Annotated in this window: 11 protein-coding genes; 3 read left to right on the plus strand and 8 right to left on the minus strand. The window is 56.9% G+C overall.

The genetic code is table 11. The features are described from left to right. The first annotated feature begins 150 nt into the window (after positions 1 to 150). Positions 151 to 1,554, plus strand: a complete 1,404-nt coding sequence (locus tag HMPREF2878_RS01455; RefSeq protein ID WP_049191019.1) for an Abi family protein — start codon at positions 151 to 153, stop codon at positions 1,552 to 1,554. A gap of 19 nt (positions 1,555 to 1,573) precedes the next feature. Here HMPREF2878_RS01455 and HMPREF2878_RS11090 read toward each other — a convergent pair whose 3' ends face one another. From HMPREF2878_RS11090 to HMPREF2878_RS01475, 5 genes are all read right to left on the minus strand, one after another. After that, a complete protein-coding gene (locus HMPREF2878_RS11090; RefSeq protein ID WP_210387009.1) occupies positions 1,574 to 2,125 on the minus strand; it encodes a restriction endonuclease subunit S in 552 nt (183 codons plus the stop codon). After that, the gene (locus HMPREF2878_RS11365) at positions 2,013 to 2,789 is read right to left on the minus strand and encodes a restriction endonuclease subunit S (protein WP_141753107.1); all 777 of its coding nucleotides are present in this window, start codon (positions 2,787 to 2,789) and stop codon (positions 2,013 to 2,015) included. The genes HMPREF2878_RS11090 and HMPREF2878_RS11365 overlap by 113 nt, the downstream gene beginning before the upstream one ends. Then, complete coding sequence (locus HMPREF2878_RS01465) at positions 2,786 to 3,823, minus strand: virulence RhuM family protein (RefSeq protein WP_083310798.1); 1,038 nt, start codon at positions 3,821 to 3,823, stop codon at positions 2,786 to 2,788. The genes HMPREF2878_RS11365 and HMPREF2878_RS01465 overlap by 4 nt, the downstream gene beginning before the upstream one ends. Beyond that, on the minus strand, positions 3,816 to 5,393 hold the full coding sequence (locus tag HMPREF2878_RS01470) for a type I restriction-modification system subunit M (protein ID WP_070652732.1): 1,578 nt from the start codon (positions 5,391 to 5,393) through the stop codon (positions 3,816 to 3,818). Before HMPREF2878_RS01470 ends, HMPREF2878_RS01465 begins: the two co-directional genes overlap by 8 nt. 98 nt (positions 5,394 to 5,491) lie before the next feature. Continuing rightward, on the minus strand, positions 5,492 to 6,355 hold the full coding sequence (locus HMPREF2878_RS01475; RefSeq protein ID WP_224784269.1) for a class I SAM-dependent methyltransferase: 864 nt from the start codon (positions 6,353 to 6,355) through the stop codon (positions 5,492 to 5,494). A 93-nt stretch (positions 6,356 to 6,448) separates the two neighbouring features. On the opposite strand from HMPREF2878_RS01475, the gene HMPREF2878_RS01480 reads away from it, so the two are divergent. Then, the gene (locus tag HMPREF2878_RS01480; protein WP_070652733.1) at positions 6,449 to 7,627 is read left to right on the plus strand and encodes a glycosyltransferase family 4 protein; all 1,179 of its coding nucleotides are present in this window, start codon (positions 6,449 to 6,451) and stop codon (positions 7,625 to 7,627) included. Here the strand turns inward: HMPREF2878_RS01480 and HMPREF2878_RS01485 are convergent. Both HMPREF2878_RS01485 and HMPREF2878_RS01490 read right to left on the minus strand, forming a co-directional pair. After that, positions 7,607 to 9,439, minus strand: a complete 1,833-nt coding sequence (locus HMPREF2878_RS01485) for an MmpA family trehalose lipid delivery protein (RefSeq protein ID WP_070652734.1) — start codon at positions 9,437 to 9,439, stop codon at positions 7,607 to 7,609. The two genes, HMPREF2878_RS01480 and HMPREF2878_RS01485, sit on opposite strands and share 21 nt — an antisense overlap. Positions 9,440 to 9,531: 92 nt before the next feature. Continuing rightward, a complete protein-coding gene (locus HMPREF2878_RS01490; RefSeq protein ID WP_070601003.1) occupies positions 9,532 to 10,692 on the minus strand; it encodes a cell envelope lipid trafficking protein PgfA in 1,161 nt (386 codons plus the stop codon). Between the two features lie 256 nt (positions 10,693 to 10,948). Between HMPREF2878_RS01490 and HMPREF2878_RS01495 the strand changes: the two genes are divergently transcribed. Further along, positions 10,949 to 12,157: an acyltransferase family protein gene (locus HMPREF2878_RS01495; protein WP_246821881.1), complete on the plus strand. Its 1,209-nt coding sequence runs from the start codon at positions 10,949 to 10,951 to the stop codon at positions 12,155 to 12,157. Positions 12,158 to 12,163: 6 nt separating this feature from the next. Here HMPREF2878_RS01495 and HMPREF2878_RS01500 read toward each other — a convergent pair whose 3' ends face one another. Continuing rightward, positions 12,164 to 15,796: an alpha-(1->3)-arabinofuranosyltransferase domain-containing protein gene (locus tag HMPREF2878_RS01500; RefSeq protein ID WP_070652736.1), complete on the minus strand. Its 3,633-nt coding sequence runs from the start codon at positions 15,794 to 15,796 to the stop codon at positions 12,164 to 12,166. Positions 15,797 to 15,811: the final 15 nt, after the last annotated feature.

Raw genomic sequence — 15,811 nt, forward strand, 5'->3', positions numbered from 1 at the left:
CAAACAAAGCGTGACGAGGAAACGTCTTGAGAGGCACCAAAAACACCCCCCATGGGGGTAGTTGCAGTTGAAGGTATGTCCGTCCCCGGCTAAATTGATGACATCACGAGTAGCCGACCTTTCTGTATAGAGAGGCGGCTACTCTTTTTTATGCAAACTGACCAGTATAACTCGTATCGTAAAAGCAAATACAAGAAAAAGTCTTTTGATTTAAATTCGCAGATAACCAAGCTGTCGTCACATGGATTGTTAATTGACGATATGGAAACTGCAAAAAAATTCCTCCAAAATTGCAGCTATTTTCGATTCTCAGGATATGCTTATTATTTTAAGGACGGCGGCGAGTTCCATCCTGGTGTAAAGTTCTCCGATATAATTAATCTTTATGAGTTTGATGACGAAGTAAGAAAAAAATTAATTGAGGCGCTCCGAATAATCGAAATATGGATGAGGGGACAAATAGGGAATCGCTTGGGGGCCCATGACCCCTTCGCCCATCGATTGCCGACTATGCTTAGGAGAGAAAGAACGGTTTGGACTGCAGCGCCTACTTCTATCAGGATGTCATATCATGCGGAGTGGTTGGCTGACTATACCCGTGAAGAGAAAAGAAGTCAGGGGGATTTTGTCAGTCATTTTAGAAAGAAGTATGGTCCGCATTTGCCTGTATGGGCGGCGACTGAGATTATGTCGTTTGGGAATCTCAGTCGACTTTTTCCACAACTTCCCGAAGAGGATTGCTCTCTTATTGCAATGAGAGCTGGTTTGGTGAGCGAAAGAGGCAAGGGTGATTATCCTTCGCTAGCCAATTGGATAAATCATCTTCGGTATGTTCGAAACTGCTGTGCGCATTATTCACGGATCTGGAACCGGGTATTTGATACATCACTTTCTACTCCGAAGATTTCCGATCCGTACCTACCTGATTTTAATAAATTGCCGCACAAACTCTATAAAACGATAGTGGCAATACACTTCCTGTTATGTCGAATTGATCCATCTACTGCATGGGCAAAGGAAATTATTGCTCTAATAAAATCATTCACGGAGCTAAATCATGTCAATATTGGAGATATGGGATTTCCTGAAGGGTGGGAAGAGTCGCCTATATGGTCAGGTGAGTATCGCCAAAACACAGAGATTTCTGACTTGGTTGACCGTGTAACAGACATAGATTGCATAAGGCAATCTCAGTTGGTGAAGTTGTTTTCTCCTGAGAGAAATGAGAGGGGAAGGAAAGACTTCCTTAAATACCTGCGTGGGAAGGGGGCAATTTTCTCGTATCTAATCGGTGAAGTGAGATACTATCCTAAATTCCAGTTCGAAGAGACATTTAACTTCGTCAATGAAAGCGTGGCGGATGTTAATGAAGTCTTGTGTAAATACGCTAAAGAGTGGAAAGATTTAAATTCTGACAAGTTCATGCACGATTGGTGGCTTGGGGTAAATGAGAAAAATGGTTTCTCCGATGCGCCTATTCAGGAAATAGATAAGAACCCTAAAGGCGTTAAGGATGCTGCCGAACGGTATGTGTCATCCTTATTATCCCTTTAATTTGGCTTTGCTAATGGTCTTAGAAACTGAATAGGTTATCACGGTAATGCTCGTACTGGCTGCGTCGCGCCTCAATTTCGGCTGGCAGGCCGGAGGTGAGGTCGTTCACGAGTGCATCGAACTTGTCGAGAATATTCACGATGCGCTGCTGCTCTTCGAGGGGAGGAATGGGGATTGGGAAGTTCTTAATCTTTCTCGCGTTAAGGTTATTTTGGGAACCTTCACCTAGGTTTTTCAAAATAAAGTATTGTTTAGCAATCCAGTGATAAACGTATCGATAGTGTGCGATATCACTATCTACAGTGATGTTGCAGCAGGCTTGATTGGTGGTCAGTGGAATCTTGTTAACCGCAACTTTCGCTGCTGTTGCACCGTACATCGCCACAATTACGGAGTTTTCTGGAACCCATTTCGCCGAAGATGAATTGAGGCCTGCATCAGTAATAGATGCTGAGGTTTTATAGACGTCCCTGTAGTCGATGTCTTGGGTACGTAACCACGGGATTGAGCCGTTGTAAAACTCTTTTGTCCCGGACCGAGGCGTACCACCAGAGGAAATGCGTTGGGCCACTTCGTTCAAGGTCACCCACCGGACTCTCTCTCTCGGTAAACGTCAGCAGTTGGTCACGATAAAATTCATACTGCTTTTTCCTCGCTTCCAGCTCCGCTTCCAGCTCCGCTTCCAGCTCCGCTTCCAGCGATTGGAAGGTATCGAGAATTTTTACGATTTCTTGTTGGATTTCTAAAGGAGGGCATGGTGCCATCACTTTCGACATTGCCGCTGAAGAAATACGACGAACTTTTGTTCCAGTAATCCAGCGCTCGATTGATCGGTGGAAAAGTGAACTATTAAAAAAGTATGAAACAAACTTTGGATTCATACTGTGTCGAAAGACATAACCGTCGCCGCTTGTAACAATTTCCTCAGTGCCGAGCCAAGCCGTGGCTTTGCCCAAATCCTCATCGTTTTCAGACGTGGTAGCGATGAACACATCGCCAGGTAACATCTTCCGCTTCTTAGCGGCGAAGTCATCACTGACAAACGACTTAGTTTCCGTAGCCCAGATTCCGTAGTGGGTATAAATCTGGCCGTAGTGGATACAGCCGACACCGCTTTCGGTGAAGTCTTTCTTCTGGAGCCCACCACCACGACTGAAAGTGCCAACCTCGCCCAGCGGTTTGTGCTCCACACCATTCGGGCAGAGTTCCTCGATGAGCTTTTCAATCTGGTTCACTTCTGCTCCTTCGGTGTTTGCTGAATCTGTTTCTGAACTGCAGTGATTTCCTTGAGATAATCCCGTTCCACGCCACTGGGTTGGGTATCCATCACAGTTTTGTACTTCTCGTATTCTTCATGGGCCTTCTGTACTGCTTGACGGTGGGAAACCGTTCCTGCTCCCTCCAAAGACTTGCCGCCCATGGCCGCAATCATTGTGGTGAGGTGATCCATCCAGTCCGCCATATACGTCGGCTGGTGCATCTGCGCACGGAATTCTGCCGCATCGAAGTAGGCGGAAACCAAGGTATTCAGGCGTTTTAGCTCGTCCTCGGAAAGGTAATTTTTGGCAATCTCCACCTCGGCCTTAGTGACGCGTTCGCCCTTCCAATTCGTCAACCCCATGTTTGGCTTTGTGGCGTCCGAACGCTCGTAAACCACCTCGGCTGCCGTGTGGCCGTGAGCACCGAAATGAAGCTTATTCTGGACCGTCGCAAAGAACTGCTTACTCACAGCGGCCCGCGGATCGTAATCCACGCTGGTGGCGTACAAATCAAGAACCTGACGATGAATGACCTTCTCGCTAGAGCGAATATCGCGGATACGCTCCAGCAATTCACGCCAGTACGTTCCACCTCCGCCCTCTTTCAGGCGCTCATCATCCATGGCGAAGCCCTTTATCAGGTATTCGCGCAAGACACCTAGTGCCCACTGCCGGAACTGAGTACCCCGCAGGGACCTCACTCGGTAGCCCACGGAGATAATCACGTCGAGGTTGTAGTGTTTGACCTGGTAGTTCTTTCCGTCGGCCGCAGTTGTTCGGAATTTCCGAACAACTGAATCCTCTTCGAGCTCGCCTTCCGCAAACACATTCCTGATGTGCTCGGAGACGTTCGCCTTCGACGACTGGAACAGCTCCACCATCTGGGCCTGAGTGAGCCAGACGGTTTCGTCGACAAGCCGTACTTCGATGCGAGTAGCGCCGTCATCCGTGCGGAACATCACCAGCTCGCCAGCAGACGCCATGTTCATGTCGCCGTTCGTGTCAGACATCGGTGCGGGTTCCCTCAAGATCTGCCACAATCTCATCGATTGCCTCGCGCAGCTGGCGCTGGCGCTCCACAATGCCAACAATCTGCTTATTCAGCTCCACGATGTCGATGACCTCGCGGGTGTCCTCAGGCTCGACATAGGAGGAAACTGCGATGTTGTAGTCGTTATCCGCAATCTCCTCAGCGGGCACCAGCTTGGTGAAATACTCCACATCCTCGCGGGCAGTGAAGGCATCCAGAATCTTCTTCTGGTTCTTCTCATTCAGTCGGTTCTTGTTGCCACTGCGCTCAAACTCTGCCGAGGCATCGATGAAGAGAACCGAATTGTCCTTCTTCGACTTCTTCAGCACGATGATGCAGGTCGCGATCGTGGTGCCGAAGAAAAGATCCGGCGGCAACTGGATAACCGTATCCACATAGTTGTTATCCACCAGGTACTTGCGGATTTTCTTCTCCGCGCCGCCGCGGTAAAGCACACCGGGGAACTCAACAATTGCGGCAGTGCCGTTCGTCGCAAGCCACGAGAGAATATGCATCGTAAAAGCCAAATCGGCCTTCGATTTCGGGGCCAGGACGCCCGCCGGTGCGTAGCGTGGATCGTTAATCAACAGAGGATTGTTATCGCCCTCCCACTTGATGGAGTAGGGCGGGTTGGACACAATCGCCTCAAAGGGTTGGTTATCCCAGTGCGCAGGTTCGGTGAGGGTATTGCCCAGCGCAATGTCGAAATTATCGAAGTTCACATCGTGCAGGAACATGTTAATGCGTGCCAAGTTATACGTGGTCAGGTTGATTTCCTGGCCGTAGTAGCCCTCGCGGACACCACCTTCGCCCAGCACCTTCTTGAATTTCAGCAGCAGCGAACCGGAGCCGACAGCCGGGTCGTACACCCTGTTCACACTCTTCTTGCCCACCACAGTGATTCGAGTCAGCAGCTCAGAGACTTCCTGCGGAGTGTAGTACTCGCCTCCGGACTTGCCTGCCTGAGAGGCATACATGCCCATCAAGTACTCGTAGGCATCACCAAATAAGTCGATGGAGTTGTCATCGGCTTTAACGGTGAGCGGCATATTGCCGATATGCCTCATCAGATCGTAGATCTTGTTATTGCGTTCGATGACTGAGTTACCAAGCTTGTTGCTGTCCAGGTTGATGTCGTCGAAAAGCCCCTGAAGATCGCTTTCGCTAGCGGTGCCTTTTGCAGATGCTTCGATATTTTTGAACACCTTTTGCAGTCGCTCATTGAGGTTCTCGCGGTAGTGTTCGTCAGCCGCCTGCTGGCAGACGTTGGTAAACAACTCAGAGGGCAAAATGAAGTAGCCCTTTTCCTCGACGATGCTGGCGCGCCCCCACTCAGCATCCTCGTCAGAAAGGGAAGCGTAGTCCGCGTCCTCATTTCCAGCGGCGCGTTCGCCCTCGTCGATGTACTCGGAGAGCTTCTCCGAGATAAAGCGGTAGAACATCATGCCGAGCACATAAGACTTAAAATCCCAACCATCCACGCTGCCACGTAAATCGTTGGCGATGTTCCAAATAGTCCTGTGCAGCTGTGCCCGGTCCGCGTCGCTCATCGTGAAAATCCCCGCTCAATCAGTAAAATGCTTGAGCTCCCAGTCTAGTTGCGGAAAATGCGAAGTCAGGGGAGCACGCTCCGAGAGAAACTGACCCCCTACCGCTTCCGCAGCACCAGCACCAGGTTCGACACCGCGAACTCACGTAGCCCCGGCACGTGAACCATCCACCAGGCCCACCACGGGTGGTAACGCGGAAACGCGGCCAGCAGTTCACAGTCGCCGGCCTCCGCGGCAGCGTGCGCCCACTTCAAACCTTCACCGCAACCGACCTTGAACAGGGACTCGCCAAAGTAGTTCTTCGGCCGCTTGCCGTGCTTCTTCTCATACATGCGCCGCGCGCGGTCGCCACCCAGGTAGTGCGTCATCCCCATCTCGTGACCACCGAATGGGCCGTACCAAATGGTGTAGGAGTAGACGACCAGCCCGCCCGGCTTGGTTACGCGCAGCATTTCCTCGCCCATCGTCCACGGCTCGGGCACGTGCTCGGCGACATTCGACGAGTAGGTGAGGTCAAAGGCGTCATCGCGAAATGGCAGCTCCAGCCCCGATCCGCGTACGGACGACTCCAGCTTGATCCCCGCCGCCGCCATCTCACCCACGTCTGGCTCGCAGGTGTAATACTCCACGCCACGCTGGGCAAATGCGCGGCCAAAATACCCGGGGCCGCCGCCGACATCAAGGATGCGTTTGCCTCGCAGAGCGGTGTTCGTCGTAACGCTTGACGACGTGCCCACCGGCCTCCCTGCGCCCGTCGACCCCACCGCACCATCCGCCCCAGCTGCGATTCCTTCTAGCAGGCCAATGGTGTCCTCGGCCAGGTGTCCATAGAAGATATCGGGATCGGTTTGCTCGTATTTGAAGTCGTTGAGCAACCCGAATGAGCGCGACAGCGTAGCAAAGCTGCGCAGCTCTTCCAGGGCAGGTGGGACGATAAAAGCGGGAAAGCGAAAGCTGGTCACGTCAAACAATCTAATGGACTGGTTGGGTTTGGGAGTATGGATTTGAGCTAAAGCGGCAACGAAAGCCGCGCCGAGCGTTAGGCTCATATTGTTATGAAAATCTTACTGTTGTGTTGGCGCGACACTGGTCATCCCGAAGGTGGAGGTAGTGAGCGCTATTTGGAGCGCGTCGCAGGTTACCTTGCCGACCAAGGCCATACTGTGGTGTTCCGCACGGCCAACTACCCAGGCGCACCAGCCCTTTCGCGTCGTGATGGCGTGACTTTCTCCCGTGCTGGTGGAAACTTCTCCGTCTACGTGCGCTCCTGGACCGCGATGCTGGGTGCGCGACTTGGTGTGGGGCCAATTGCCAAGGCACTCGGCGGCCAGCCGGATGTCGTGGTCGACACCCAAAACGGTGTCCCCTTTTTCGCGCGGATTTTCTCCGGCGCACCGACGGTGCTGCTGACACATCACTGCCACCGCGAACAGTGGCCAGTGGCAGGGCCGATTATTAGCAAGCTGGGGTGGTTCATCGAGTCGCGTCTGTCGCCGATGGTTCACCGCCGCTGCCGCTACATCACCGTTTCCGAGCCAAGTGCCGCTGAACTGGAAGAACTTGGAGTGTCGCCGGGGCGCATCGCGGTGATTCGCAATGGTGTGGACCCGATTCCGGAGGAATTGCAGTCGACCGAAATCATGGCAGACCTATCCGAGTGCGACGGTCCGGCACCGCATCTGGTGACGCTGTCGCGATTGGTCCCGCACAAGCAGATTGAGCACGCCATCGATGTGCTCGCAGATCTTGTGCAGGATCGTCCAGGTGCAATTCTCGATGTTATTGGCTCGGGATGGTGGCACGACAATCTCGTGGAATATGCCCGTGACAAGGGCGTTTCGGATCACGTGGTCTTCCACGGGCAGGTCACAGAGGCGGATAAACACCGCATCCTCTCCAAGTCGTGTCTGCATCTGATGCCTTCGCGCAAGGAGGGCTGGGGGCTCGCCGTCATCGAATCGGCACAGCACGGCGTGCCGACGGTCGGTTACCGATCCTCGGCGGGCTTGCGTGATTCGGTCAACGACGGTGAAACTGGCCTGCTGGCCAGCGATGAAGCTGACCTAATTACCAAGACACGACAGATTCTCGATAACGGCGAACTGCATCGCGTCATGTCCAAGGCCTGCGTCGCCCGTGCCGCAGAATTTGGCTGGGACAAAACCGGCGAGGCAGTTCTGAATGTCTTGGAAAACCCAACTCTGGACAATCTGCTACCTGCGGCGGGGCAGTAGCGCTTCCTTTACTCCAGCCAATAGTCCAGCCAGTATTCCAGCGAGCAGGCAAAGAGCCCAGATTCCAAAAGCCATCCACGCAGCTGTATAGGCCCCCTGGCTTGGTTCTGTGGTCGGATCGATAACGCCGGGGACATGGTATAGCTGCAGGTCAGGTGTTTCATAGACGGGATCTAGCGCTGCCACAATGTCAGCTGAATCGCCGAAGTTGCCGGGCGAATTCTCCACTAGGACCCAGCCAACGCCCTGGTCTCGAAGGCTCTGGAGCGCAGACGCAAGCTCCTCCTGCCTCTTCGCGCCACCGAGCAGTGTGCGCTCAACGGTTGTGGTTCCCTCGCCAGACACCGACTGCCCAGAGACGATCAATTCGCCGGAGCTCACCACCGGAGCGGGCAAAATCTTCGTAGCCGGGTCGAGGACAGGGCGCCCATCAATGATGCGGTAAGAACCGGCAGGCAGAACCGCAACGCGATCGTCGTCAAGCGCGACGACACCGGAAACCGCCGACCAGCCCTCCCATGACGGAACGGGGCGTAGCGGAGCGACATCGGCGGGCAGCGTGGGGACAGCGGCAATGATGATGAGCGCGCTGACGCCGGTAGCCAACCACTGGCCGATATTGGCGGTGGCACTGCGCGCGCGGCGTGCTAGGTACTCCGCACCGCTGGCGGCGAGGATGACATAGGCGGGGACAACGAGCGCGATCCACTTCTGTGCATCGCGAAGCAGACCCGCCCCCGGGATGTGCTCGAGTGCCCAACCCATCATCAAAATGCCCGGCGTTGTTGCGGCGAGAGCGACGAGCACAATGCTCACGGCGCCGACGATAATCAGCCCCCGCCAGCGCTCTTGCGAATGCCAGACACGACGGAATCCCAGCCCCATAAGCACCAGGAGTGCCAGCACCATGATCGCCGAAAAACCAGCCTCGCGCGTCAGTGGCACAGCCTGCTTATTCCAGATGCCACCCAGCCCCAACAGGCTGCCGAGTGTGCCGACGTGAGCCTCTGCTCGGGCCGCAAATGCGGCAGCGCCAGCAACATCGGAGGACCCAGCTGCACTCGGGTTAAGCAAAGATGCCACCAACCACGGTGAACTGACCGCCAGTGTTGTGGCCGCAATCCAAGCGCGGTCGCGGTTATTGCGGGCGGCAGCAATGCCGGTGATACCAGCCAATAGGGCACCGGTCGGTGTGAGGCCCGCAGCGGCAATGGCGCTGGTGCGCCACAAAGCACTACCCATCTGTGTTGCCAGAACTACTGCAGGAAGTAACAATACGGCGATGACCAGTGACCACTGTCCCTGGAGTAAACGCTCGACGACGAACGGGTTCCAGAGCAGCATCGTCGGTGCGATCAGCTGACTGGCCAAGCTCGGAGTCATGGGGATAAGGCCGGCACCGGATACGCCACTAGTGCCAGAGTCGTGGCGAGTGAACCTGCGGGCGAGCTCAGCAGCTGCAAGACCACCAATCAAACAGGCGCCCACCATGGCGAAGCGCACCCAATGGCTGGCATCCACAAAGTAGCCCAGTGCCCACAGTGCGGTGTCCTGCGGAACAGCTCGTGCCGCAGCGGGGCCGAGTCCCAGGGCCGCGTCGGTAAGCGGTGGGTGATTGGAGATGACCATGTCGCGCAGCAGAAACATCGGTGCCCCAAAGCGACCCTCAGCCGGTGCCTTGTGTGGGGCAAAGAGCGGCCAGCACACGGCAGCGGTCAGCAAGAGAATCCACGACAACACAAAAACCCAGGCGACTCGCTCCGAATGAGAGCGAGCCGACTGGGTCAAAGTAGTGCGGAAACGTTGTGTCACGTGCCCTATATTAAATTATTTTTAGATTTCCTCAGTGAAACTCGAGCTAAGCGAGTGCCTGAGGCATCTTAAGGGCCTCGTGGCTTGGTCCCTTAGGCAGACTTGCTGCGAATGCGGAAGCCAATCACGATGAGAACCAGGCCGAGGATGCCGAGGATCCACGGTGCGACAGTGCCACCGATAGTCAGCGACTTACGGGCTTCCTTAGCACGGTCCATCTGACGGCCCTTGGAGCCTTCGTCCCACTGTGCGGTGTACTTCATCGCGGTGCGGTTCTGCTCCTTGGCTTCCTTCTCACGGCCAGCCTTGGAAGCAATTTCTTCCGCTTCTTTGTCGTCCTTGGCGTAGAACATGAACATCTCTTCAGTACCGTTGACGATCACGCCAGAGGTTGGCTCCACGCGAACAGTACGGACGTTGGTGTAGTAACGATCCAACTCGACGTCGTCGTCACCCTCCAGGCCCCACTTGTGAGCCGGGAAGCTCAGGCGCATGGAAGCCAGCGAGGACTTGTCAGCCTCGGTGAGCTTGCGGCCGTCGCGAGTGAAGTGCTCGGTCAGGGACTCGTAGAGGTTCTGCGGCGGAATGGTCATGGAGTACTTGTAGACCTTGACGCCATCCTGAGTTTCCTCACCGACGAAGTCAATCTCGAAGTTACGCATCGCCTGGACGTCGTAGTACGGGTAGGACTTCTTCTCGGCACCAAACGGGAACTGGTACTGGATGCCCGGACGGGTGAACGTCGGCGGCTTGGTGTCCGAACCACCCTGGGGCGCGTTAATAGCAACGCTGGAGATCGGGTCATCTACCGGGTACGCAGTACTGCGGTCAACAGTGATGCGGTCGAGGGTCGCATTGATGAGGTTCTTCGGCTCTTCGCGGTCATCGCGCAGCAGGGTGGTACCGACCTGGAGGGTTGCGATCTTGTCGTCAGCCGGCTCCTCGATCTCAACGTGGCGCTTCGACTGCATCGGAGTCTTGTCGTTGATGAAGCAGTGGACCGGGAGGTCGCGCTTCTCTTCGTCCGTCTCTGCCTTGCAACGCGGGTCATTCTTGCGGTTTGGCGTTGGCTCATTCTTGCCCAGCTGGCTGGAGTCCAACAGGGTGCCGTCGCGCACCTCCGTGATGGTGTCGCTCACAGTGTCAAGTGGGATGACCCGGAGGCGAGGCACCAGGAAGGTTGGCAGAAGGACGGCAATGACAATCAATGCAGCACCGATGATAATCAGTGCATGTCCGAGAGTTCTCTTCATCAGCGGATAGTCCTTTAACTGTACGTAACTTTCTGCTGCAAAACCTAGCAGGAAGTTAGGAGTTATGTGGTGTGTTTTTAAAAAATAACTTGTCGGGAAAACAAAAGAGTTTTGGAAAAACCGGCCTGAACAGGACTTATTTCATAATAGAATACAAGTGATTTTACTCATTCCGGTATCCGTGTAAGAAAGTACTATGACGTCCAAGGCATTTGCGGCAGCTCCAAGCGCTAGGCAAGACACAGCGTCGAGCGCTATGCCGAACACTGCATCCAGCTCGGGATCCAGCACTGCATCGAGCTCTGCCACCATATTCCGCCCAGGCTTCCTGCCTTCGCTGGAGGGCCTGCGAGCTGTGGCTTCGATGGGCATCATCGGCACGCACGTCGCATTCCAGACCGGGCATGATGTGGGAGCCCTGTGGGAGCGCATCCTCGGCCGCTTCGACTTCTTCGTGGCCGTATTCTTCGTGCTGTCCGGATTCCTGTTGTGGCGTTCTCACCGCTCGGGTTACGGCGGAATTCCCCGTCGTAAAGCATTGTCCGATGCCGACGGCGGACGGAAGAAGAGCTGGGCGAAGTACTACAAGAAGCGCGTCGCGCGCATTATGCCCGCGTACTGGGTGCTAGTGCTTATTGTGCTCATCGCACTGCCGGTGGGGCGCGGCGCGGATCTCAAGATTTGGCTAACAAATCTGACGCTGACACAGGTGTATTTCTCCGGCTCGCTGCACGGTGGGTTGACGCACCTGTGGTCGTTGTCGGTGGAGGTCGCGTTCTACATCGCGCTGCCGCTGTTTGCCATTGGGCTTAGCCGGTTGGACCCGCATCGCCAGCAGGGGCGCCGCATAGTGGCAATTTCCCTGCTTGCGATCTTGAGCTTCGGCTGGCCCTACCTGCCACTGCCGTACCCAGAAGGCGTTAACCCGCATATTCAGCCGATTGCCTACTTTTCCTGGTTCGCAGCTGGCATGATTCTCGCCGAGCTGGAATCGCTCCAGGGCGTCGATACCGATGCCGCCCGCGCGAAGGTGGAGACCATGCAGCGCTGGGCACGCCGCCGTTCGCTGTGGCTGGCGATCGCCGTTGGTGCGCTGGTTCTGGCTTCCTACCTGGGTCCCGAAGGGCTAGTCGAGCTCACCAACTGGGAATTCACCCGCCGCCTGCTGTGCGGTCTGGTCTTCGGTGCCGCCATCATCGGCCCCTGGGCGATAGCGCCGGAGTCTCGCTTCCTTGAACACCCCATCATGCAGGCGCTAGGGCGCTGGTCGTACGGTATCTTCCTCTGGCATGTGGCGATGCTCTCCATTGCATTCCCGCTGCTTGGCGTGAAGCTGTTCACCGGACATCTGCTCAGTGTCACCATTGTCACGGTCGCACTGTCGATTCCGGTGGCCGCCGCCTCCTACGCGCTCGTCGAGGAACCTGCCCGCCGCTTCTTCGCACGCGTCTGGGTCAACCGCTAACGGCTTTTAATCAGCGGTGTTGTCGGTGTCGTCATCAGCACCGCCACCGGAAAGCATCGAGCAGCACGCCACGATCGTCAGCGCCGCCGTCAGCAGTAACTGAAGCGGCCAGCCGGCACCGGCGTAGTCATCCTTTGGCCATGGGTTCGCCGCCAGCACCAAGCCCGCAATCGACATCATCGCAGCAAGCGCCACAATTAGTGCATTTCGCACGTTCAGCCATGGCTTGACGACGTCCCCACGCTTCCGTGCCCAGAAAACCGCACCAAGGGTAGCGGCAACCACCACGAGGGCAACGACCACGCCAGGCCAGCTGGATACCAGGGTCACTGTCGCGGCAGCCGCAATGCCAATAGCCGCCCGCGGCAAGTCATTGCCCAGCGAAGATGCGGGAATCGGAGAGGTGAGAGCGAATCGTCGCCAAGCGAAAGCCAGCCCCACAGCGACCAGTGCGTACACAGCTGCGAGTGCGCCGCCTGCGAGGATTCCAGTACGCCAGGTCTGCTGCGGTGGATAGGTCAGCTCGACTGCACCACCAATTCCAGCCGGAATCGTCCAACCCTGCTGCCAACCAGAGACCGTTACCGGCTTCATGGGGGCACCTCCGACACGAAGCTCGTGGCCAGCATTGACAGAGATTGGCAACCACACGATGCGATCGTGGTCGGCAGCGTCAATAGGATTGTTCAGGTCGATTGGCGTGGCTTTCTGCTGCTCAGCTGACGGTGCGAAGTAGTCAGTCGAGGTGAGCGATACCCAATCGGACTTGGCATCGATGCGCCATGGCCCCGGCGAGAGCTCAATCTCTTCACCACAGGTCAGCCCGCGGTGATCAGAACCGTCACCGCGCTGGAGGCTGGCCCACGGGTCTCCGATGCTGCTGCGGCAGGTATCAGCATCGACCTTCACCTTTACCGGCTTCGGAACGGTGAACAGGCGCACCAGCGTGCCCTCGTGAATCTCCTGGCCAAAGACCCAACGCTGAGCCAGCGACGAGGAATTCGGTACCACCGGGACACGAACCGGCGTGAGGTCCTCCGCTATATCCTCGGCGGAAAGTTCCGCCTCTTCATCGGAATCGGGGCTGCTGGATTCGAATGCGTCGAAGCCAGTGTCTCGCTTTGGAATCACCAGGCCTAGCTCGGAGATAGCAAAGCCTACAGGAGCAATCTTTGCTGTGATGAGCACAGATGTGGTCTTGCCGCCGGGCAGCGGAATACGAGTCGTCTCACCCGGGACTAACTGTACGGAGCTCGAAGCCGTATCAGTCTGGATGCGCAGTTGCACTGGAACGCGAGCACCGGTCAGGCTGAGCACTGCGTTATCGGTCGGTTCCTTCCATGACAGTTTGACCCATTCAGCCTGGCTCTTGCCCGCCAAGGGTTCCCACCAGGTGGTGGTGTCGCCGTCGAGCATTGCGTTGACCGAGTGGTCAGCCGATGCACCACCGACGTTGTATGGCTCAGAGGCCGACGACGAAACCTCAATTGTGGCGCGACCCGTTGCTGTCTGCGTCAGTGGCAGTCCCACGACGGGGTAGTCCGGAACGAGGTTGCGGACATATGAGTCCTCGTCTTCGGCCAGGATTGCTGACTCCGCACCGACGACTTCACCATAGTTGCGGCCGCGGCGGGCGGGGGTGTCGGTGACAGTGCCGGCATCCTTGCCAGACAGGATGCGCACCGGAGCATCGGAATCGACTTCGTCAAGCCGCGGGAGCACTTCGGGGCCGCCGGCGACTAGCGGTACCTGGGTAGTGTCCACCAACCGCGGTGAAAGTGCGTGATTGCGCAGCTCCTTCGGGCCCGCACCCCAAATCTGGATAGCGGTATGGCCGTCCTCGTCCGCGAACTCCGCCACCTTTTCCATGGTCGGAGAGTCCTGCAGCGTGGAGGTAATGGCGCGCAGTGAATCGCCTCTTGATGCCACTCGCAGGTCGTGGCGGACCAGTACATAGCCGATGCCATTGTTGCGCAGTGTGGCGTCCAGTGCCGGTACTTCACGCCCACGAGTCAGCGAATTGCGCAGACCATCGAGGCCGCGAATCGCCTCTGGAGGTACCAATGGCACGGTATCGCGGACGGCCCAGGGGACGTCGGCAAGCGGCTGGAGTGGTTCGTCACGAGTATTGCCCCACGTCTGATCGGCAAACGGTGATGACGGTACGACCAGCGTGCGGGTGTCCTCGCCCTGCTTGTTCAGCCAATCGGCGGCCTCGTGCCAGTAGCCCGGAACCTCGGAAAAACCTCCTGCCGGAGCTAAGCGAGCACTCCACGCAGGTGCGGTGGCGCTAGCGAGAACCACCAGAACCAGCATCGATGCGATAGCGCGCGGGTGCTTCTCCGGGTGCAGCCACTGCTGCCAGCCGGTGGTCGCTTGAGCTACGGCTGGAACCTTGGCATCGGTGTTTTCGGCGTCAGCATCAGCACTCGCCTTCTCCGCACGGTCAATCGCAGGTTCCCGCCACGGCCATGGCAGCTGCGCTGTCGCATGAGCGAAACCGATAACGAGCGGCAGGCGCACAATAGTGTCGAATTTGTGCAGGTTGCGTACCGCTGCGAGCGTGGAATCGAGCATCTCTCGAGCCGATTCCCACACCAGTCCGAATGGCTCCGTCCAGGCCGCCATGATGACAAGGCCGATGAGCATCATCAGCAGCCACATCCGGCGCAGCGGCAGTGAACGCATGACCAGGCCAAGCAGTCCGATTGCTGCGACAGCCATCGTGGCGTAGATCAGAATTGGCTCCGCGACCAGCGCATTTCCACCCACGCGCTCAAAAGAGACAAACGGCGTCCACGAGGTAGCGCCGCGCAGCGTCTCGCCGAGGCTCAGCCAGCGAGTGGTCACACCGGAGGACTCGATGTAGTCCGTAAACGGTGGTGAGTACTTGCCCAGCAGCAGTAGCGGCACAATCCACCACATGCTGACCGCTGCACACGCAGCCAGCCAACCGCCGAGCATCGTCCACGCACGCCCGCGACGAGGCCCCGTAAAAGCGAAGAAGAGCAGCATCAGACCTGCGGGGATGCAAGCCGCCGCTGTACTGACCGCATTGACCGCGCCAGTGCACAGTACCGCTAGACCGGACAGCAATACGGCACGGGCAGTCGCACGCCAGGGCAGTTCCTCGCGCCGGGCTGCGACCCGCAGGAGCGGAAGCAGAATCCACGGTGCCAGCGCGACGGGCCAGGTCTCGGACGAAATCGCGCCCAACGTCGTAATCACACGCGGCGACAACGCGTACAACAATGCCGCCAATACGCGAGAGGTATGCGTGCCGACGTTTATAGCTTCGGCCACGCGATATGCGCCGGTAAAAGCCACGCAGAGAGTAAGGCTCCACCACAGCGCCTGAACCAGCCAGCCGGGCGCTAGGACATCGGGCAGCAAACTAAACAGCGCGAAGAATGCGCCCTGTGGAAAGAGATAGCCATATGCCTGGTTTTGGAGCTGTCCCAGCGGCATGGTGTCTGACCACATGTTGAGCGAGGCGGACAAAAACCCGATGGGGTCTTCTGTCAGGTCGTGCTTTGTGTCAGCGACAGTCTTGCCGGGAGACTGGATGAATGCCAGCAGGCACAGCAAAGCCCACCAAGGTACAAGCACGCGCTTACGCGCTCGAACAAAGGTGGGCATAGCTTTAAAGGAGGG

Origin of the sequence: Corynebacterium sp. HMSC065H09 (assembly GCF_001812845.1) — a bacterium.
Classification (GTDB): domain Bacteria; phylum Actinomycetota; class Actinomycetes; order Mycobacteriales; family Mycobacteriaceae; genus Corynebacterium; species Corynebacterium jeikeium_D.